Below are 20578 nucleotides of genomic sequence, written 5' to 3'. Positions count from 1 at the left end.
TCCCCATGTCGCTTCCAGCCCTTGACAAACCCAAGCCCTATTACCAATGCCAGCGTTGTGGCAACTGCTGTCGCTGGCCCGGGGATGTGAATGTCACCGCGAGGGAGGTGACCGCCATCGCGGAGTTTATCGGCATGCCGGAGGAGGAGTTCATCCGTGACTGCACCCGTTTGAACATCAGCCGCACGGGACTCTCCATCATTGATAAGCCGAATGGCGAATGTCTTTTCCTTGAAGGCGTGAATGTCTGTCGCATTCAGTCGGTGAAGCCCATGCAGTGCTCCGGCTTCCCCAATGTCTGGAATTTTCCGGGTTGGCAGGACAAGTGTGAAGCGATTGAAGTGAGCGGTGACTAGTGGCCTTTCTGGCGCAATGATACAAAAGTGTTCCGATTGCGTTCCGAGGCGTCCAAACGGTCCGCTTCGTCCGAAAACCTGACCCGAAATGTCTTTGCATCACGGGTCGCTTCATGTATGACGTGTCAAATCCACACTACATGGGCGATCACACAGGCACACGGAAATTTAGGCGCGTTCTTCTCAAACTCAGCGGTGAGGCTCTTCGAGAGCCAGGCAGCACCGACAATATTTCACCTCCCATCGTGGAGGACATTGCGGCCCAGATCAAAGCCGCTCACCAGACCGGGCTGGAAATCGCCGTGGTCGTCGGCGGTGGTAACTTCTGGCGTGGCGTCAGTGCCAGCAACAAAGGCATGGAGCGCGCGACGGCGGACTACATGGGCATGCTGGCGACGGTGATGAACTCTCTGGCGCTTCAGTCCATGCTGGAGGCCATGGATGTGCCGACGCGTGTGCAGAGCGCCATTGAGATGAAAAACGTGGCGGAGCCCTTCATTCGCCGAGTGGCCACCCGTCACCTGGAACTCGGTCGCGTGGTGATCTTTGCCGCAGGCACAGGTAACCCCTTCTTCTCCACCGACACCACCGCCGCTTTGCGCGCCAGTGAAGTTGGTGCGGATTGTGTCTTCAAGGCCACCAAGGTGGACGGCATTTACTGCTCAGACCCGAACAAGAATCCTGATGCGGTCCGTTTTGATACCATCAGCTTCCACGACTGCCTGACCAAGCAGCTCAAAGTTATGGACGCCACGGCTTTCTCCCTCTGCATGGAGAACAACATGCCGATCATCGTCTTTAGCATGAACGAGCCGGACAATATCCGCCGCGCTCTCGTTGGCGAATCAATGGGCACCCTGGTGAATGCCTCGGGCAAGGATGCTTAGCGCAGCATTGGCAGCAGTATCGATTTTTAAAATCAGCATCCTGAGCGGTTAACTTTAACTCTCAGGATGTTTTTTTTTTGCTCACAACGCCGAGCGAGACCTGTTTACTTGCCCCGCTCCAGCACAATCCGGAAACCGACTGTGGGCCGACGTGAATCGACGGACATGGGAACGCGCACGGAGGAGAGTAGCTCATCTGGATTGGCGGTCTGCCAGCTACCCCCGCGCACGGTGCCCATGATCTTTTTGGTTTTGGGGTCCGTTTTGCTTGAGCTGTCGAAATCGGTGTCCACCCATTCGGCCACGTTACCGCCGAGGGCACAGATACCGCGCTCATTAGGCGCGAAGGCCCCCACGGGAGCGAGTTGGGGGAAGCGATCTTCATAGCCGGGAATGAAGTGTTCCATGTTCGCCTTACGTCCGGCGTGAATGTCGGCGAGGTTTTCTACATTTGGCGGAGGCGGCCAGTCAAAGCCCCAGGGATAGATCCCGCGGATGCGGCCATTGCGCTCTGCTGGTGTGCTGCCACGCTCCAGGGGCAGACCAACCGCACGGCTCCACTCTTCATCAGTGGGGAGGCGATAACGATCTTTAGCGCCGATCAGACCGGCATTCCGCTCTCTTTCCGTCAGCCATTCACAGAAGGCGCGTGCCTCATCTCGATCAATGCCCACGATGGGTTGGGTGCCGCCACGGCCATCGGCATCTTGATTGCCGGGACGGCGGGCATTGGTGGCTTTAGCAAACTCCAGGTAATCCCGGCGGCGGGTTTCCACGGCGGCAATCATGACCTCACCCAGCGGCACGAGGCGCAAACCCAGACCATTGGCTTTCCACTCACGACCGAAGGTTACGGCTTGGCGGGTCTGCATGTCGGAGAACAGCTCCAGCAGTGCACCGGGCTTCACCTCGCCCTCTAAGACGACATCGGAAAAGCCCTCTTCTCGCAGCTCATACTCCACCAGGCCACTGCGCACACGGGGCAGCTCGAGGGGGGTATAACCGAGAAACTCATCATATTGGAACACACGCACCTTTTCAGGGGAGGTGCGGATGACGACGCTGCCGTAGGTCTGACGTTCCACGCGCAGATGGAAGGCCTGCCAGTTTTTCTCTTCACTGGCGAGGTTGCCTTCACTATCTCGGTCTTCCGGCATGTCTTCGTTACTGCCGCTGCCGCTTTCCACATAGTAGAAGGGCTCCACCTCATAGTGATGCTCTTGGCTGAGCACGCCGGCGGCACGATCCGTATCGGTCATCCAAAAGCGGAAGGCTTCCGCATCTCCCACCGGCACGACGACGAAGTAGGAGGCGTCCTTGCCAGTATCGGTGAGAGAGGCGCGGACGACTTTGCCCTCAAAGGAGCGGCCGGTGGCTTCGAGGAAGCGCTTGAAGTATTTGATCTCGATGGGCTGGGCACTGATGTGGCCACTCTGGGCGGGTTTGAAAGCGATGCCGAGGCTATTGGTCCAGCGTTCACCGGGCTGGGGGAGGCGAGTGGCTTCAAGGCGCAGATCGTATTCCGCCGGGCGGGAGCGATTGGCGATGTGCTCAATCTCCATCTGCTTGTGACCGGGCAGGCGGAGCTGATAGATGACCGGCACGCCTTCCTCGGGGTTGAGCGTGAGAGGCGTGATCCCCAGCGTATCCTCTCCGGCGAAGACCTCAGCCCCTTCAGGCTCGGTCTTGATGGTGAGCATCGGGGTGCCTTTTTGCACCTCCAGGGTGAGGCCGCCCTGACGTTGGGCCAGCCACATGCCGAAGCCTACCGCGAGCGTGAGCGTCATCATGCCCGCCGCGGCCCAATACCACACCAGCCGACGCGAGGGCAGGGGTTGGCCGCGCAGGTCCAGAGTCATCTCATGGGCGCTGTTGTAGCGGTCCTTGGCCTTAGGCGCACAAGCGGTGCAGATGACCCGATGCAGACGCTGCCAGATGGCAAGCTTATCCCCACTCTCCGTGCAGGAGGGGATGTCTGGGAAATCCAGGCGGTCTTTGCCTGTGCTGGCTTCATACAAAACCATGCCGAGCGAGAAAATATCTGACTCGGGTGAGCCCGGGCCTTCGGGCGCCACAAATCCCTCCGTGCCGACGAAGCTGCGCTGTCCGAGTAGCGCCACCAATCCGATATCGGCCAAGCGGCAAGCTCCATCGATGAAGATGAGGTTGGAGGGTTTTACATCCCGGTGGATGAGCTTGTTCTCGTGCAGATACTGGAGGCCCTCGGCCACATTGGCACCGATCTTCAGGCAGCGGTCGGCTTTGATCCGCTTGTCCCGGCGCATCTCCAGCCCCAGCGTGTGCGGCTTGTAGTCCTCGGGGCGGATGTCACGGCCTGTGGCGAGGTCATCCGCCAACTCCATGACATAGTAGTAGAAACCCTGCTCATCACTGCGGCCGACTTGAAGAATGGGCACCAGCCCGGGATGGCGGCGGGAGATCGGTTCGTAACGTTTGATCGCCTCAAACTCGCGCTCAAAGGAGTCCGCATGATCATAGTCCTCACGCCAGACCACCTTGACCGCTCGCAGGGCACCCGTCACGGAGCGAGCCATCCAGACCTCACCGTAGGCCCCGCGTCCGATGAGACGTAGGGTCTCATGGTCACGAATCTCTGGCGCGGTGCGGACAGGGGCGACGGTCATGCAGGAAGTTGGACAACGAAGGCTGGAAAATATTCAGTGTGCAGCATTCAACCGCCCCAGGTCAAGCTTCGCCTGCTGATGAAGCTGAGGCTTGGTGCTCCTCAAGAAATTTCGCACCCCAGGTGCGCACCGCTCTCTGACATGATCATCCCCGCGCCGTCAGCGGCGTGCGGCGGCCATCGTCATGGAAGAAAGACTCCATGCGCTGACGCAGATCGGCATAGAAAGCGGTGGCCATTTCCTCCAGCATCTCGGCCTTGTTGGCGATGCCCCCGGTCGTGGCGAGGCGTTCGCGCTCAAGTCGCACTTTTTCCTGGAAGGCTTGCTCCAGTTCCATGAGGTGTTCGAGGAAGGCCTTGGCGGCGCGGCTGCGATCCACACCTTCGATGAGAGCTCGTTCCAGCGGGCGGTTTTGAGTGATGTGCAGGAAGGGACTCTCGACGAGTTGCTTCATATAGCGATCAAAGCTTTTCAGGAAGGCGAGTCGCTCACGATCATACTTCACTTCATCGCAGTCCACGAGGGTGTCATAGGGGCCGGGTTTGGAGAAAAACTTCACGACTAGGGGAATGGTATCCACCAGCATGAACAAGGCGGAGAGCACGAGATAAGCGATGAAGGCGAACTGCCCTCCCTCGGCTCCATTTTCAAAGAGATCGTGAAGCGCTAGGGTCTGTGTCAGGATATCGCGACGGGGCTCCTCACGCAGCTTGGTGACGCGCGTTTCTTCATCAATCGTGAGACGTGCGATCTCTTCATGCAGACTTTTCAGTTGGAGAAGCAGGGCATCGATCTGGGTTTTGAGTGTTTCACGAATGGCGTTTTGCTGGCCGACAAAGGCATCGGCCTGTTGCTGCTGCACCTGCTGCTTCAGAGCCAGAATGCGGGCCTCTTCCGCTTTGAGTTTGGCGGCTTCTTCAGCGGCCTTGGCGTCCAGGGCGGCGTTGACCCCATCTTCAGCGGCTTTGATCTCGGCAACGAGAGTGACGCGGTTTTGCGTCATCGTATCCAGCACACCGCTGAGACGGGCTGATTCAGCCCGGCGCCAGGTGAGTTGATCTTCTTGAATGCTCTTCGCCCGTGGGCCGAGACCGACGATACCGCTGCGCTGACCATTGACTTCTTTTTCAAACTCAGTCTGCCAGTGATTGAGTTCAGCGGCGATTTTCTGGTAGTCGGCACTTAGCTTGGCCATCTCGGCATCCAGAGCTTCCAGTCGGGTTTTGCCCGGGGCCACCGCGTCGCTGATTTTGGCATCGCGTTCAGCCTTGGCCTTCTTTTCATCTTCGGTCAGCGGTTGTTCGACGGGCTTCCCATTTTCATCGAGGAACTTCGCGTTGAAGCTGGAGTTCCAGGCTTCGCGCTGGGTGGCGATTTCGGCTTCCAGCGGTTTGATGCGCGCCTCGACGAGGGCTTTTTGATCGGTGGCCTGCTTGCGCATGGCCTCGATCTCCACCTGCCGCTCGTTTTCGATGGCGGAATTGATCGTGTCCTTGAAGAGCAACAGCGTCAGCGGGTGCGAGATGGTGATGCCCATAAGCGCTGCCACCACGATGCGCAGGCTGAACTGCATCAGCTTGCGAAAGATATTCTGGTAAGCTCGGTAGGTGGCTAGCAGGGCGCGGTCCACCGTCAGGATGATGAAGGCCCAGACCAGCGAGACGGGAGCGATGACCAGCCAGTTATCCGTGAGCGTGGAAATGGCGTAGGCACAGGCAATGGTGGCGAAGGTGCAGGGCACCAGCACGGTGGCTCCGAAGGCCACATACTTGCGTCTTTCCCAAGCAGGGCAGATCTCAAGGTTATCGGCAGAGGCTCCAGAGAGCCAGAAGAAGACGCGTTCCAAACGGTCGAGGAGAGACATGGGATAGTGGGCTGTGGCCCAGGGGCGAAGGTGGGGTGAAAGGCTGAGAAGTCAACTGGCCTAACCGCTTCGGACGGAGGAGTTTCCGCCGGAATTCGAAAGTTTTTTCGCACGGGTGAGGCCTCCCAGACGAATCCTCTGTGAAAATCGCCTCCTCATTCGACATCAGACGCTTTTTTGCTAACCTGCCCGCCCATGAACGCTGCTATCAATCCCGCCATTGCCTCCAAAATCGAAGCTCTCTGCGCCGCCATCGCTGCGGATGCAGAAGTGCAGGAGGCTCGCGACAAAGCCGAAGCTTTTCTGGCCGATGAAGCGGCCGTTTCTCTCTATCGTGATGTGATGACCCTCGGCCGGAGCCTAGAGCAGCGTCACCGCAGTGGAGCGGAGTTGGAACCTGCTGAAGTCAGCCGCTTCGAGGAACTGCAAGGTCAAGCCGACGCTCATGAGGGCATCCAGAGCTTTATGGCCGCTCAGGATCTGCTGCAAGATGTGGCCAACAAAGTGAACGGCTTTGTGACCAAGACACTGGAAAAAGGCCGCGTGCCGACTCATGACGAAGTCTTTGGTCAGGCTGGCTGCGGCTCCGGCTGTGGCTGCCATTGATCCGCCAAGCTCTTGCGGGTGGTTCATTGGATAGGCTCTGCGGCTTACTGATGACCGGTTACTGAACATTGATTTCCCCCCATGCCGCCGATCTTCGAGGCCCAAGCTCTGCGTAAGGTGTATCACACCGGTGAGCTGGACGTCGTGGCTCTGCATGGGGTGGATATTCAGTTTCATTCGAGTGAGTTGGTGGTTCTGCTGGGAGCTTCGGGTAGCGGCAAATCCACGCTGCTGAACATCCTCGGTGGACTCGATACACCAACGAGCGGGCAACTCCGCTACAAGGGCTGGGACCTCACGGGAGGGGATGAGCGCACCCTCACGCTGTTCCGGCGAAATTGTGTGGGGTTCGTGTTCCAATTTTATAACCTCATCCCCAGCCTCACGGCTCGGGAAAATGTGGCGCTGATCACCGACATCTCGCGGGATCCGATGAAACCGGAGGAGGCACTGGCGCTGGTGAATCTGGAGCACCGCATGGATCACTTTCCCAGCCAACTCAGCGGTGGGGAACAGCAACGTGTGGCCATCGCCCGTGCCATCGCCAAAAAACCTGAGGTGCTGCTTTGCGATGAGCCGACAGGAGCTCTCGATGTGAACACAGGCATCGCCGTGCTGGATGCGGTGGAGCGAATCAATCGTGAGTTAGGCACGCTCACGGTCATCATCACGCACAATGCGGATATGGCCGGAATGGCCGACCGTGTGCTGAATCTCAAAGATGGGCAGATCGTCAGCTCTCATCGCAATGAGCAGCGGGTGCCGGTAAGCAGCTTGAAGTGGTAAGTCATCCGCAAGAGTTTTCGGTGCCATGTCCTCGCTCCTGCTTCTCGCTGAAACACGCATTCAAGAGGCCTTGGAAGCGGGCGAAGATCAGGCACTCGTGTGTCGAGGAAAGTCCCTGGATCTCGAGGCCTACTTTGCGGCCCCTTCAGGATTGCGCTCCGGTTTTGGTTTGCTCAAAAGCGCCGGTGTCGTGCCTCCGGAAATCGAGGCGATGCGGGAAGTCCAGATGCTCAAAGAGCGGTTGGATCAAACGCAAGACCCTGCTAAGGCTGCGGTTCTGCGGAAAGAATTGCAGACCCGCGAGGTTGAATTGGCCATGGGCTTGGAGCGCATGAAACGTGCATTGAAAGCGGATGCGTCGATGAGGGACTGAGGGCGCACGGATGTTGTGGTTTTCAGCCGTGACTTAATGAGTGTTTGTTGCCTCCGGCAGGGGAGTTGAGCCTTGCTCTTTCGGAGCCAGATTTTGGATGGCGACTTTGAGTTCCGGCCAATTGACCGGTTTAGTGAAATGGCGCGAGAATCCCGCCGCGTAGCTTTCCTTGAAATCCTCTTCCATTCCGTAGCCGCTGAGAGCAATCCCGGGCATGGGATGGTGGACCATGACTTCGCGCATCAAGTCATGGCCGCTGCCATCGGGGAGCCCCAAATCGCTGAGCAAGAGATCAAAGGACTCTCTTTGCAAGGCTTGCCGCGCTTGATCCAAATTACTGGCCGCGGTGACTCGATGTCCCGCGCGTTTAAGCAGACGGCTCAGTTGTTGCGCACTGTCCACATGATCTTCCACCAGTAAGATATGCAGGCTATCGACAGGGAGGTCGGAGCCTTTTTCTTTGATCGTGGGTGCAGTGGCTTTTTCGTCGACCTGATTGATGAGGGGCAATTTGAGTGTGAATGTCGCACCTTTTTGCGGGCCTGGACTGCTGGCCGAAATCTTGCCGCCATGCATCTCCACGAGAGCCCTGCTGATGGCTAGACCTAAGCCCAAACCACCAAAGCGGCGAGTCCGTGAGGGATCACCCTGTTCAAAGGCATCGAAAATCAAGGGTTGGATCTGTGGCTCGATTCCGATCCCGGTATCGCTCACCTGGATGATGACTTCGGTTTTCTTTTCAGAGTCCGTCGGCCCGCTTTCTGTGAACAGATCGATGGTTATGCTGCCTTCAGGGGGAGTGAATTTACAGGCGTTTTGAAGCAAATTCCAGAGCACTTGAGTGATGCGTGAGGCATCGGCTTGAATCCATGCGTTGGCAGGTTCGATGTTGACCCTCACCTGTTGGTTCTTCTGGGCTGCTGGGCCGCGGAGGTAGTTATCCACGGCATGGTTGAGCAGACCTCGCAAGTCCACGGGGCGAGTGTAGAGTTCAAGCTTACCACGAGCAATGCGTGTGATGTCCAGAAGATCATCAATGAGTCGAGCCTCGACTTCCACGTTACGCCGGATCATCTCCAATTCAGCGTCAAAGGATGCCGGTTTATCTGGAGACTCTTCCAGCATGGCCAGGGTGGCCAACACGGGCGTCAAGGGGGTGCGTAATTCATGGCTGAGGATGGCTAAAAATTCATCCTTGGCCCGATTCGCCGCCTCCGCGTTATTCTTCGCCGTTTGAAGTGCTTCTTCGATTTCCTTGGCTTGGGTAACGTCCATGCTCACGCCGCTCATGCGGAAAGGACGGCCCTGAGAGTCGAGGAAAACGCGTCCCCGAGTCGCCATGTGGCGCAGGTGGCCATCCGCTCCATAGATGCGAAAAGCAAGTTTCACATCTTTATGGCTCTGAATGGCCTCCTTCATTTTTTGCTCGATCAGTGCCCGGTCCTCAGGATGCACGAGGTCAAAGAAACCCTGAGGATTGCCTTTCCAGTCTTTTTTCTCAATACCGTGGAGAGGAAACATGAAATCATCCCAGGTGATTTGATGGGTGAGCAGATTCCAGTCCCACGTGCCCATTTCAGACCCTTCGAGAGCGAGGCGTAACCGTTCTTCACTTGCAGACAGGGCTGCCCGCCCGTCCTCGATCCGCGTGAGCATCTGATTGAAAGCATCTGTAAAATCACCTATTTCATCCAGGCCATGGCGGGTGGCTCGCACGGAGTAATCCTGCTTTTCTGAAATGGCACGGGCTGTCTGAGCCAGTTCACCGATGGGACCCGAAATCCGTTGTTGGAGCCGAGTGGATGCGGCGAGGGAGCCCACAATCGCCACAATACAAACGATGAGCACGAGGCTCCCATAGGTGAGCAGGCGGGAATACATCTCACTCAGATTGGCGCGCATGTAGATGGTTCCGAGCCTATTTCCTTTTTCGAGCACGGGTTGAAAAAGGGTCAGATCATCAGGTCCAAAAAAGCTGCCATCTCGTCCAGGTGTCGTCGGTATATCGGCGTCTGGGGCATCTTCAGGGAAACGTGCAAAGACCTTTCCCTGACTGTCATAGAGGGCTGCGGCGGTGATTTGAGGCTCCGCCGAGAGCACGCTGAGAACTTCCACGGCATCACCGGGATTTTGGAAGGCCAGCGAGCTGGTGCTTATGGAGCCGATCACCTTGGCCAGCACATTGGTATTCGTCATGACAGCGCGGCGAAAGGTGAGAACCTCATACGTCACCACGGCCCCTGCCATCAACACCAGCGCCAAGCTGGTGGTCAAGAGCAGGACGACCCGCAACTTTTGTTGGATGGGGGCGTCGCGAAGTGGAATCATGAGTCAGCGTTTGATATCGGCCACGCGCAGCAATTTGGAGCTCATTTCTACCTTCGCAGCTCTCACGGCCGGTAGATTGACCTTCAGTTTGATTTTATTCTCCACCGAGGGCAGCGCGATCATTCCGCCCTGCTCAAGAAAGGCTTCACTCTCTCCCACGGTGACGACGCTGTGGTTGGCCAGCACGGATAGCAACGCCGTCATTTTGGGCATTTCCTCATCGCTGATGAAGAGCAGATGGCATTTCAGCGCATCCTGGGGGTTTTGACAGGGGCTCAGTTGAATGGAACGTCCTCGTATCAGTTCGCCATGCACGGTCTCGCTCAAGAGACCGCCAAAGGGGTTTGAACCCATGACGCCGATGATGATTGGGGCACGATCATGGGCAAAGCTGCCGGAGGGCCAGTCAATGAACTGACAGAAGTTGTAAAGGAAGACCGCCTTGAGCGCATACTCTCGCTTTTCAGAAGACTCAGCGTGAGCCTCGAACGGGGACAAAACGAAGGCAAGGAGAAGCAATATTGCGACTCCTTGCGTGTGCGTTCGTTTCGCCAATGTCCTTAAAAGCTCCATGTCACCATGAGATAAACACTACGTCCAATTTCCCGGCTGACTGTCCTCCCACGATATTCAGGGTGGGCCTCATCCAGTAAATCCCGTCCGACAATGGCTATCTCGAGATCCTCCCGAGGGAGCCAAGCTAAACGCAAATCCAAAGTCGTGTAAGCTGGTGTGGCAGGCTGAGGCAACTGATCGACGTAACGGAAGGTCGCATCGAGTTCCAGATCCCATGGGAGATCGAAGGAGGACCGCAGAACCAGGATATGATCCGGGTCGTTGCCCTCAATGGTGGCCCCGGTCCTGTCGCTGCTTCCTGCTTCGGGACGGAGAAATTTTTGCATCCAGGTGTAGCCTGCCCCGATCTGCCACCAGCGGCTGGGTTGCCACTGGATGTCCAGTTCCGCCCCATAGGTCTCACCGGCAAAGCCATTGCCAAACTCGGTCGGCGTAGCGGTTGCACCGATTCTTTCTTGGCTGCGTAGATCGCTGTAATCGTGGTAAAATAAGGCAAGGTCAGTGGTCAGATTCGGCCGCAGGCGAGCACGATAGCCCAGCTCATAGGCGATCAAGACTTCGGATTCAAAGCGTCGGTTCCCAACCAATGTCGAGGGGCCAAATTCAGGATTGGGCACAAAGATATCCTGATCAATGCGTGACGGGGTGCGCACCGCTCTGGACACGGCTCCCCAGAAGGTGTGATTTTTGGTGGGGGTCAGGGCAAACCGGCCGCTCGGTTGGTATTCGAAACCGCTGAAGCTGTTGTATTCAAATTTGGAGCCAAGGGTGACGGTGAGTAACTCCGGCAGCACGGAGATTTCATCCTGAATGAAGCCGCTGACGAGGTAGAGCGTTTCCTTTTCAGGGAGAAAGGCTAAAGCGCCGCCCAGATTGGAGATCTCATCGGATGAAGCGCGGGCATTCAGGCCCCAAATGATGTTCTGACGCTTGCTCAGTTCAAAAGCGTGCTGAAATTCGAGATCGTAGGTATTACGTCTTTCTTCCAGCACGTCCGGCAGCAATCGCTGGGTGCGGTCATAGTAGAATTGCAGTTGAAAAGATTCGTCACTGGAGATTTCCCGGCTCCAGCGCAGCAGCGCATTGCCTCCCCGGGCTTCGACATCGTCACCATTGACCTGACCGAAACGGCCCGTGTAAACATCCCCTTGAATGGTCAAGGTGTCCTCTGCATTGAGATGCGAGTCGAGCTTGAATCCGCCTTGGGTCATGCCGTATTCGTCACGCGCATCCAGCCCACGGAGTTCTTGGGTTAGGCTGTCGCGGTTCAGGGTCGTGGCATAGATGCGATAGTAGGTGTCGTCGCCTATTTTGCCTCCGTATCGGAGGCCTGCAAAACCACGGTCTTCACCACCACCGAGTTGGGTTAACCAGCCTTGGGTATCCTCGGCGTCCTTGGTGCGGATGTTGATCACACCGGTCACCGCATTAGCTCCCCAAAGAGTCGCCCCCGGGCCGCGAATGACTTCGATCTGTTCGATATCGGGCATGAAGGTGTGCTGCACATCCCAGAAGACTCCCGCGTAAAGTGGCGTGTAGAGGCTGCGTCCATCCATCAGCACCTGCATTTTATTCGAGGTGGTGGTGTTAAACCCACGCGATGATATCGCCCAACTATGCCCGTCATATTGAGCGACATGCAGACCGGTGGCCAGCCTGAGTGCATCGGGCAGATTGACGGCCCCATAGCGGCGTATGTCATCGGCCGTAATGACATCAATCGCGCTTGCGGCGGCTTGAAGTGATTCTGGATGGCGAGATACGGAGGTGATCTCGATATCCACCAGTTGCTCAAGCGGCAATCTTTTGAGCACCTCCGGCCGGTAGTCAGTGATTTCCTGCGCGCTGGAAATAACGGCAAGAAGCATCGTTAAGAGGACAATCCCCCACAGGCGTGGGCTTTGCTGAAATCTTTGACGACGCGGGCTCTGCAATTGAAGTCTCACCCAGTCCATTGAGGCGTGATTTAACACGGAGTCTGTCCAAAGAGCCAAACTTTTTTAGGCGAATAACCAGATAAAAGGAATGAAATTCTGGGTGGAAGTTTGAGATGATTTTGCAAAAAACTGCCTGAATCGTCGCAGCTCCGGGAACTGGATGTATGAAAAATGCGCCAGCGTAAATCTCCATGCAGAGCGCATGATATCACTCACGCTCAAGCACGGGAGAGATTCCCAGGCTGCGCCAGGTTTCATTCGGCAGCCACCCGCCCTCACGTTGGACGACGCCCTCCAAGCGGGAAGGGATGGTTTTGCCCAGAAAGACATCGGCCCGGGTCAGGTGCACGGTCAGGCTGCCATCGGCATTGACGATCTGAGGTTGAGGTTCGTCACTGTTGATCCAACCGTCTTCGGTGAAGAAGATCACCTTTTCGTCGGGCTGAAAGGGCCGCGCCTTCGGACCTGGGGTGAGGTGAAGTGTCACCTGCAAGCCCTTCTCCGTGGCCGAACTCGTCCAGTCATCGCTCGGGCGCACATAGGCGGCACGCTCCTTTTCAAAGAGGGGAGCCCAGCGGAAATCAGGCCGGGCTTCCGCTGCGACAGAGAGGCTGAGCGAGAGTTCCCCATGCCCAGGGTGGCAGGTGTTACCACAGCACATCCAGGTGGCTTTGCCCTGAAGGAAGATCTTTTTTCCCAGAGGCAGCTCTTTGGGCGGTGTGATGAGGGTTTGCAGCAGCACATCGCGCTCATACCCCTGCGCTTTGATCTGAAACATCAGCACGCTTTCAGGCTCAGGGTATTCCAGGGGGCCAGCCGTGAAGCCTTCGGGGAGTTCCCAAGCGATACTGGTGGGCACGCCGACGATTCCCGGTTGGCGCCAGTAGGTGTGCCAGCCCGGCTGGTGCTGAATGTAGATGCCGACTCGAAACGGCTGCCCTGGCACGATGGCGGTGGTCTCGGGGACGAGCTGGATCGAGAGCCCCGTCTGAGCAGAAGCGGTGCCTAGGAGTAGCGCGAAGCAAGTGATCAGTAACCAGTGGGCAGTGTTCAGTCTGAGACTGGAGACTGACCACTGAAAACTGTTAACTGAAAACTGACGGCTCATAGCATCAATACGCCGCATGACCCGGGGTGCGTGCAAAGGGAATCACATCGCGGATATTGCTTACGCCGGTGACGAACATGAGCAGACGCTCGAAGCCCATGCCGTAGCCTGCATGCGGCACGCTGCCATAGCGGCGTAGATCCACATACCAGGAGTAGTCTTCCTCAGAGAGGCCGTGATGCTGCATGGCGGCACGGAGGACATCCAGGCGTTCTTCACGTTGGCTACCGCCGATGATTTCGCCAATGCCCGGCACTAGAAGATCCATGGCAGCCACGGTCTTGCCATCGTCGTTTTGGCGCATGTAGAAGGGTTTGATGGCTTTGGGGTAGTTGTAGATCGTGACCGGTCCCCGCACATGCTGTTCGGCAATGAAGCGCTCGTGCTCCGTCTGCAGACCTTCACCCCAGACGACAGGGTGTTCGAAAGTTTGGCCCGATTTTAAAAGGAGATCCACCGCCTCGGTGTAGCTGATGCGCTCGAAAGGTTTCTGCAAGGTCTGTTGGAGCCGGTTAACCAATTCTTTGTCAATGAATTTGCCAAAGAACTCGAGTTCCTCACTGCATTCACTCAGCATGGCATCCACGAGATACTTCACATTCTCTTCCGCCAAGGTCATGTCGGCAAAGAGATCGCAGAAGGCCATCTCCGGTTCGATCATCCAGAACTCGGCGGCGTGGCGGGCGGTGTTGCTGTTTTCCGCGCGGAAGGTGGGGCCGAAGGTGTAAATGTTGCCCAGGGCACAGGCGAAGGTTTCCCCCTGGAGCTGACCACTGACGGTGAGGTAGGTGGGGCGGCCAAAGAAGTCATCCTCGGGTTTGGCCGGCGTTCCCTGCTTCAGCGTGGTCACGCGGAAAAGCTCACCCGCACCTTCACAGTCGCTGGAGGTGATGATGGGCGTGTGCACGTAGAAAAAGCCGCGCTCCTGGAAGAAGCGATGCACCGCGTAAGCCATGCGGCTGCGCACGCGGAAGACATTGCTGAACAGGTTGGTGCGTGGGCGGAGGTGGGCGATGGTGCGGAGGAACTCGGGGGTGTGCCCTTTCTTTTGCAGCGGGTAGCTGGCATCGGCTTCGCCCAGCAGGCGGAGTTCAGAGGCCTGGAGTTCCCATTTCTGCCCCGCAGCGGGGGAAGCGATCAGATCTCCCACCACCTCGACTGAGGCTCCGGTGAGGATGCTGGGCAGGAGGGAGGCACTGCTGAGGGCGGCATCCACCACGACCTGCAAACCCCGGAAGCAAGAGCCGTCCGTGATCTCCAGGAAGGCACAGGACTTCGATTCCCGCTTGGTGCGCACCCAACCACGGACGGTGATGGCGGATCTCGGGGACTCTGAGGCAAGGACATGACGCAGCGTTTCAGACATGCTGCATCATGGATGGGAGAAATGCGGCGAGCAAATGGATGAAGGGGGAAGATTCGCGCAAAATCCTCATCGCGACTGTATCATCGTATCGATACCCAGGGGCCAAGACGCCAGACAAGTGCCGTTCAAAATGTTTCCATGTTTCCATGCCTAGACACGGAAACATGGAAACATTTTTGGTCAGGGCTTGAATCTCGTTCATCGAGTCGAAGAAGTCGGTGAAGAAAGTTTCCAAGTTTCCACCCCTAGACACGGAAACTTGGAAACTTTTGGAGAAGGTGGAAATCTAGGAAGGGCTTTCGTAGTTCAACTATCCAAAATTGAGAGCCAAACTAAACAGATCATGATTCCGATACTTTCAATTCAAGGGCTCGATCTTGAAGATCCGTATTTCATTTTCAAGCTAGCGGATCGTATCGCGGAGTCTGTCAATGTGGATGATACCCCAGAGTCTGCTGAGCGTTTGCAAGCCCTGCCACAGCCTTGGCGCTACATTGCTCCTCTCGTGGCCTACTATAATGAGGTGAACAATGGGGGGCATCATCAATACTTCTGGAACACTCAAGGCGTTTACCGAGATTTGGTGGCGGAGGGGTTGAAATATTATCGCGCGGAGGCTTTCGAGAGAAACTATGATGAAGCTCTTCGGCTTTATCGCCCTGACCTTTACGACATCGCTCAAGGTGCGAGCTATGAGGCGTATGATCAGGCATCCAGAGCGGACCGCTTCGATCAGCAAGACAGATGCTTCTACGCCACAAGGCCCAAACTGACCGAGGTCTTATCGAAAGAGGTCAGAGAGGGCAAAGACGGTTACCAATGAGTATTCTCAAAATGTTTCCATGTTTCCACATTTAGGGGTGGAAACATGGAAACATTTTTTTTGAAGGCCTCGAATGAATGAAAGGGTTAAAACACACTCATTGTTAATCCCGAAAAGTTTTGTCCATCCAGTCCAAGAAGACAGACAAGAAAGTTTCCAAGTTTCCGTGTCTAGGGGTGGAAACTTGGAAACTTTTTCTCGTCTGAGTTTTGGGACGGGTTTCAAGCCTCTAGCTGTTAGGTGGGAAGACTTCATGGAGGCTGATTTTAGATGCTGCCAGATGGAATCATCTGATGAAGAGCTTCGTGTGGGTAGAGGCTATGAGGCTGAGATGAGCTTTACCCTCAAAGCGCCTTCTTTTTCTTTCGCATCCCCTTGGGAGGCATGGGCTCGCGGGCCAGTTGAGGGCCGTTGTCCGGGGGCATGGACTGGTGCCAGGCGGTGACGGCCTTCACGAGTTTCTCGACGATCTCGGGATGATTGGCGGCGAGGTTGGTGGTTTCTCCACGATCTTTGACGAGGTCATACAGTTGTGGGTTCTGGCCTTGGTAAGAGCAGAGCAGCTTCCAGTTTCCATCACGGATGGCGAGGTCGGGTTGGTCGGGCAGGCTCATGGAGGGCCAGGATTTCCGATCCGGCGGACGTCGCCAGCAGAGGACGGCGGAGCGAGAGACGTTTTTTTCACCCAGCAGGGCCGGGGAAATATCTTCGCCATCAAAGGTGATGCTCTGCGGCACGGCAATGCCTGCCAGCTTCAGCAGCGAAGGCACGAGATCGAAAGCCGCGAAAACGGAGCTTTCATTGTGCGAGCCGACCTGATCCGCTTTTATCAATCCAGGTGCCCAGACGATGAGGGGTGAACGGATGCCTCCTTCAAACAAGCGAGTCTTCGCCCCACGGAAAGGACCTGCGGATCCTGCCCCAGGTTCGGGACCATTATCGGAGCAGATGAGCACGAGGGTGTTTTCACGCAGGGTTGGCGAGTTGCGAATGTGATCAAAGAGTCGGCCAAACTGACGGTCCATCTCCTTGAGCACGGAGAGGTAGAGACCGCGTTTGCCATCGGCCCATTGATCCACGGGTGGCCAGTAAGGGCTATGCACGTCGTCGGGCCAGAGATTGATGTAAAAGGGCTTCCCGTTGGCCTGGGCCTGATCCATGAAGGGGAGGGCCGCATCAATGAAGCCGCTGGTGATTTTAGAGCGCAGCATCCACGTCACAGGTTCTCCGAGGCTCTCGGCATCTTCCCAGATTTTTCCAGGTTCCTTGTCCCCAGGTTTGAGCGTGAGCGGCAGGAGTTTAGGCCCCATGCCTTCAAAGTTGGTGAGGGATTGATCGAAGCCGTAGGCGGTGATGGGGGGCGCTTCATTCACATCCCGCTGACCCCCGAGGTGCCACTTGCCGAAATGGCCTGTGGCATAGCCGTTCTGCTGGAGCAGGCGAGCCAGGGTCGGAGCGGAGAGATCCAGCCATTGGGTGACTCCCCGACGTTCATTGTCTGCACGGTTGTTGAGGAACGAGGTCACGCGCCAGCGCTGCGGATACTGTCCCGTCGTTAAAGCACAGCGGGAAGGGGAGCAGATGGGCGCATTGACATAAAACTGGGAGAAGCGAATACCCTCGGCTGCCATGCGATCCACATTCGGTGTCTGGGCATCCGCATTGCCAAAGCAGGAGAAGTCTCCCCAGCCCATGTCGTCAATGAAGAGCATGACGATGTTGGGTTTGTGCTCCTGAGCCAACAGGGGCATGCAGGAAAGAAGGAGGAGGACCCAGAGAGAGAACGGCTTCATGGTGGCAGAGGCTGGTTTCACACGTTGACGTTTCAAACGAAGTTAAAATTTCCCCGCAATGCCACCACTGGCTATCTCGTTTCCACATTTGCTCATGTTTAAGTTACGTCCTCTCCTGCTGGGCCTTTGGGTCTCCTTGTCTGCTTTCGCCACCGCCGCGGATCAGCCTAACATCATCGTCATCATGGCGGATGATCTCGGGTATGGAGATCTGGGGTGCTATGGGGCGACGGCGGTCAAGACACCGCACATTGACCAACTCGCCGCCGAAGGGGTGCGTTTCACCAGTGGTTATTGCTCAGCCTCCACCTGCACGCCCACGCGTTTTTCTTTCCTCACCGGCACGTTTGCTTTTCGCCACAAGGGCACCGGAATTGCCCCGCCATCCGCACCGGCCATCATCACCCCTGGCACGGCCACGGTGGCCTCTCTGCTGAAACAAAAAGGCTACAAGACAGCGGTGATCGGGAAGTGGCACCTGGGCTTAGGCGATCCTGAACCGGACTGGAATGGAGAGCTGAAACCCGGACCACTGGAGATCGGCTTTGATCACTGTCTTCTGCTGCCCACCACCAATGATCGGGTGCCTCAGGTGTATGTCCAAGATCATCGTGTGCTGAATCTGGATCCGAAAGACCCGCTCTGGGTCGGCACGAAAATGCCATCTCCAGACCATCCCACCGGCATCTCGCATCGCGATACTTTGAAAATGGACTGGAGCCATGGGCACAACCAGACCATTCACAATGGCATCAGCCGGATCGGTTTCTACACCGGAGGAGAGTCGGCGCGCTTCCGGGATGAAGATCTGGCGGATCGTTGGGTGAAGGAGTCCAATGCCTGGATCGAGCAAAATCAGGCAGATCCCTTTTTCCTCTTCTTTGCCAGCCATGATATTCATGTGCCGCGCATCCCTCATGAGCGTTTTCAGGGGAATACTTCGCTGGGCCTGCGTGGAGATAGCATCGTGCAGCTCGACTGGTGTGTGGGGGAGCTGATGAAGACCTTGGACCGTCTGAACCTGTCTGAGAAGACGCTCATCGTGTTCTGCTCGGATAACGGGCCGGTTTTAGATGACGGATACAAAGACGGAGCGGTGGAGAAGATCGGCACGCATCAGGCGGCAGGGCCCTTCAGCGGGGGGAAATACAGTGTGTTGGAAGGCGGCACGCGCACCCCCTTTATCACTCGGTGGAAAGGGCGCATCCAACCCGCTGTCTCCGATGCCATGGTCTGCACGGTGGATCTGGCGGCCAGCTTTGCCGCACTCAACGGTGTGACATTGCCTGAAGAGGCCTGTCTCGACAGTCAAAACGTGCTCCCAGCACTGCTGGGTGAGTCCGGTGCCAAAGGCCGGGCCGATCTCCTCCAGCAGGACAACGGCACCAGTGGTAACTTCGGTCTGCGGATGGGCGAATGGAAGCTGGTGCGCCTGAAGAAGCCTGCTAAGAGCCAGGCCAAGGTGACTCTGCGTGCCCGTCCTGAAAAGGAGCCTGTGCACAGCCTCTATTATCTGCCGGATGATCCTGCAGAGATGAAGGACGTGAGCGCCGCACACCCTGAGCAAATGCAGCAGATGATCCAGCGCATGGATGCACTGCTGACGGCTGAGCGCAGCCGGTGAGGGACGAGGGACAGGCCTAACTATCGGGATAACCAAGGTCTCTTGACTTCGACGTCATTTGCCTGAGGGGATCCCGGTGTGCTGCGGCCCTGGGTGATGTATGTCTCCAGCAGTCTCGTGAGTTGAGTGACTTTTTCAGGATACTGAGAGACGAGGTTGGTCTCTTCACCCGGATCAGACTCAATGTCGTAGAGCTGCACGGAGGGAGCTGCTTTTTTAGCGGCGGCCTTGTCCGTGGGGTGTCCCCAGCCTCCGCTGCCAGGACAGAGATCGAGCTTCCAGCGACCTTGGCGCACGGCAAATTGGCCGTTGATGCTGTGATGCACGAGGGCGTCACGCCCGGGAAGGCTGGGGTCTTTGAGGTTGGGCAGAAAACTGATGCTGTCTGGGGCTGCTTCAGCGGGGAGTTCCACCTTGAGCAGATCCGCCACCGTCGCCATGAAGTCGCCCAAGCAGATCACGGCCTGACTCTGACTGCCTGGAGTGATGGTGCCTGGCCAGCGGGCCAGGAAGGGGACACGGTGCCCGCCATCCCAGATGTCTGATTTGTAACCGCGATAGTTGGCACTGGCATAATGCCCCTGCTTCTCCAGTTCAGTCGTGCCAGCCTGGGGAGAGCAGCCGTTGTCGGAGGAGAAGATGACGAGTGTGTTCTCCGCCAGATGAGCCGTGTCCAGGGCCGTTAGGATCTGACCGACGCAGGCATCGGTCTGCATCACAAAGTCGCCATAGGCCCCGACGCCGCTCTTGCCCTGCCACTCCGGGCTGGGAAGGATGGGGGTGTGGGGAGACGTAAGCGGGAGGTAGAGGAAGAAGGGCTGCTGAGGCGGTGCGCTGAGATACTCCACCGCTCGCTGGGTGAGGCGTGGCAGGATCTCAATCGGCGGGAGAATCTCTGCGACATGATCCCCCTCAATCACCGATGACATCGTGCGTGCATTGGAGCAGCCCCAGAAGAGGTCAAAACCCCGAGTCGTCGGACCCCCGATGATTTGAGCAGCCAGAGGCAGCCCGCCCGACCCCATCTGCTTGGACTTGGCCGCGCGCGGGGCAGCCTCCGATTGAAAACCCAGATGCCATTTGCCGATGCAAGCGGTCTGATAGCCGTGTTGTTGTAAAAAACGCCCCACCGTCAGTCGCTCGGCGGAGATGAGAGGCTCATCATTACCGCCATCCAGCACCCCTTTTTGCAAACGAGTCCGCCAGGAGTATCGGCCAGTGAGAAGGCCGTAACGAGTCGGGGTACAAACACTGGAACCGCTGTGCGCGTCGGTGAAGACCATGCCCTGTGAGGCCAACTTATCCAGATGTGGCGTGGCCACCTTCCCACGCTCCGGATTCAGCGCCTGGACATCTCCATATCCCAGGTCATCGGCGAGAATGAAGATGATGTTAGGCCGGGGTGATCCAGTTTCCACCGCATGGCCCTCGATAGACACCAGAGCTGCGATGAAAAGGAGGGTGATGATTTTCATCAACGCGGATTCGTTTTTCTCGGTGACTTGG

Annotated in this window: 16 protein-coding genes; 7 read left to right on the top strand and 9 right to left on the bottom strand. The window is 57.0% G+C overall.

Annotation, left to right across the window (positions count from 1 at the left end; genetic code table 11):
- Positions 1 to 5 precede the first annotated feature (5 nt).
- Both B5D61_RS18660 and pyrH read left to right on the top strand, forming a co-directional pair.
- On the top strand, positions 6 to 356 hold the full coding sequence (locus tag B5D61_RS18660) for a YkgJ family cysteine cluster protein (protein ID WP_078814940.1): 351 nt from the start codon (positions 6 to 8) through the stop codon (positions 354 to 356).
- A gap of 113 nt (positions 357 to 469) precedes the next feature.
- Positions 470 to 1243 carry a UMP kinase gene (gene pyrH, locus B5D61_RS18655; protein WP_245846565.1) on the top strand — a complete coding sequence of 258 codons (774 nt, stop codon included), beginning with the start codon at positions 470 to 472 and terminating at the stop codon, positions 1241 to 1243.
- Positions 1244 to 1347: 104 nt separating this feature from the next.
- On the opposite strand, the gene B5D61_RS18650 is transcribed toward pyrH, so the two are convergent.
- Positions 1348 to 3888: a bifunctional serine/threonine-protein kinase/formylglycine-generating enzyme family protein gene (locus B5D61_RS18650; protein WP_078814938.1), complete on the bottom strand. Its 2541-nt coding sequence runs from the start codon at positions 3886 to 3888 to the stop codon at positions 1348 to 1350.
- Between the two features lie 145 nt (positions 3889 to 4033).
- Complete coding sequence (locus B5D61_RS18645) at positions 4034 to 5752, bottom strand: DUF4407 domain-containing protein (RefSeq protein ID WP_078814937.1); 1719 nt, start codon at positions 5750 to 5752, stop codon at positions 4034 to 4036.
- A gap of 195 nt (positions 5753 to 5947) precedes the next feature.
- On the opposite strand from B5D61_RS18645, the gene B5D61_RS18640 reads away from it, so the two are divergent.
- The 3 genes from B5D61_RS18640 (at position 5948) to B5D61_RS18630 (ending at position 7517) form a co-directional block, all read left to right on the top strand.
- Positions 5948 to 6358: a YlbF/YmcA family competence regulator gene (locus tag B5D61_RS18640; protein ID WP_078814936.1), complete on the top strand. Its 411-nt coding sequence runs from the start codon at positions 5948 to 5950 to the stop codon at positions 6356 to 6358.
- Between the two features lie 81 nt (positions 6359 to 6439).
- Positions 6440 to 7144, top strand: a complete 705-nt coding sequence (locus B5D61_RS18635; protein ID WP_078814935.1) for an ABC transporter ATP-binding protein — start codon at positions 6440 to 6442, stop codon at positions 7142 to 7144.
- Between the two features lie 25 nt (positions 7145 to 7169).
- Positions 7170 to 7517: a DnaJ family domain-containing protein gene (locus B5D61_RS18630; RefSeq protein ID WP_078814934.1), complete on the top strand. Its 348-nt coding sequence runs from the start codon at positions 7170 to 7172 to the stop codon at positions 7515 to 7517.
- Between the two features lie 33 nt (positions 7518 to 7550).
- On the opposite strand, the gene B5D61_RS18625 is transcribed toward B5D61_RS18630, so the two are convergent.
- The 5 genes from B5D61_RS18625 to asnS all read right to left on the bottom strand — a co-directional run bounded on the left by B5D61_RS18625 (position 7551) and on the right by asnS (position 14832).
- Positions 7551 to 9845, bottom strand: coding sequence for a sensor histidine kinase, YfiR-like protein-associated (locus B5D61_RS18625; RefSeq protein ID WP_078814933.1), 2295 nt, complete (start codon positions 9843 to 9845; stop codon positions 7551 to 7553).
- Positions 9846 to 9848: 3 nt separating this feature from the next.
- Positions 9849 to 10343, bottom strand: coding sequence for a TOL_0243 family YfiR-like periplasmic protein (locus tag B5D61_RS18620; protein ID WP_176159523.1), 495 nt, complete (start codon positions 10341 to 10343; stop codon positions 9849 to 9851).
- A gap of 62 nt (positions 10344 to 10405) precedes the next feature.
- On the bottom strand, positions 10406 to 12289 hold the full coding sequence (locus B5D61_RS18615) for a TOL_0244 family TonB-dependent receptor (protein ID WP_176159522.1): 1884 nt from the start codon (positions 12287 to 12289) through the stop codon (positions 10406 to 10408).
- A gap of 277 nt (positions 12290 to 12566) precedes the next feature.
- Positions 12567 to 13484 (bottom strand): protein-disulfide reductase DsbD domain-containing protein, encoded by a 918-nt coding sequence (locus tag B5D61_RS18610; protein ID WP_078814930.1) that lies wholly within the window; start codon positions 13482 to 13484, stop codon positions 12567 to 12569.
- Positions 13471 to 14832 (bottom strand): asparagine--tRNA ligase, encoded by a 1362-nt coding sequence (gene asnS, locus B5D61_RS18605; RefSeq protein ID WP_078814929.1) that lies wholly within the window; start codon positions 14830 to 14832, stop codon positions 13471 to 13473. The genes B5D61_RS18610 and asnS overlap by 14 nt, the downstream gene beginning before the upstream one ends.
- A 343-nt stretch (positions 14833 to 15175) precedes the next feature.
- On the opposite strand from asnS, the gene B5D61_RS18595 reads away from it, so the two are divergent.
- Complete coding sequence (locus B5D61_RS18595; RefSeq protein ID WP_078814927.1) at positions 15176 to 15655, top strand: DMP19 family protein; 480 nt, start codon at positions 15176 to 15178, stop codon at positions 15653 to 15655.
- A 344-nt stretch (positions 15656 to 15999) separates the two neighbouring features.
- Here the strand turns inward: B5D61_RS18595 and B5D61_RS18590 are convergent, their stop codons facing one another.
- Positions 16000 to 17448: a sulfatase family protein gene (locus tag B5D61_RS18590; protein WP_078814926.1), complete on the bottom strand. Its 1449-nt coding sequence runs from the start codon at positions 17446 to 17448 to the stop codon at positions 16000 to 16002.
- Positions 17449 to 17542: 94 nt separating this feature from the next.
- Here B5D61_RS18590 and B5D61_RS18585 point away from each other — a divergent pair, with 94 nt between their 5' ends.
- Positions 17543 to 19072, top strand: coding sequence for a sulfatase family protein (locus B5D61_RS18585; RefSeq protein WP_078814963.1), 1530 nt, complete (start codon positions 17543 to 17545; stop codon positions 19070 to 19072).
- A gap of 20 nt (positions 19073 to 19092) precedes the next feature.
- Here B5D61_RS18585 and B5D61_RS18580 read toward each other — a convergent pair whose 3' ends face one another.
- Entirely contained in the window at positions 19093 to 20547 is a 1455-nt protein-coding gene (locus tag B5D61_RS18580) for a sulfatase family protein (protein ID WP_078814925.1), read from the bottom strand.
- Between the last annotated feature and the right edge of the window lie 31 nt (positions 20548 to 20578).

The organism is Prosthecobacter debontii (assembly GCF_900167535.1).
Taxonomy (GTDB): Bacteria; Verrucomicrobiota; Verrucomicrobiia; order Verrucomicrobiales; family Verrucomicrobiaceae; genus Prosthecobacter; species Prosthecobacter debontii.
Note: the sequence above shows the minus strand (reverse complement) of the source record. Positions and strands in the feature narration are given on the sequence as shown.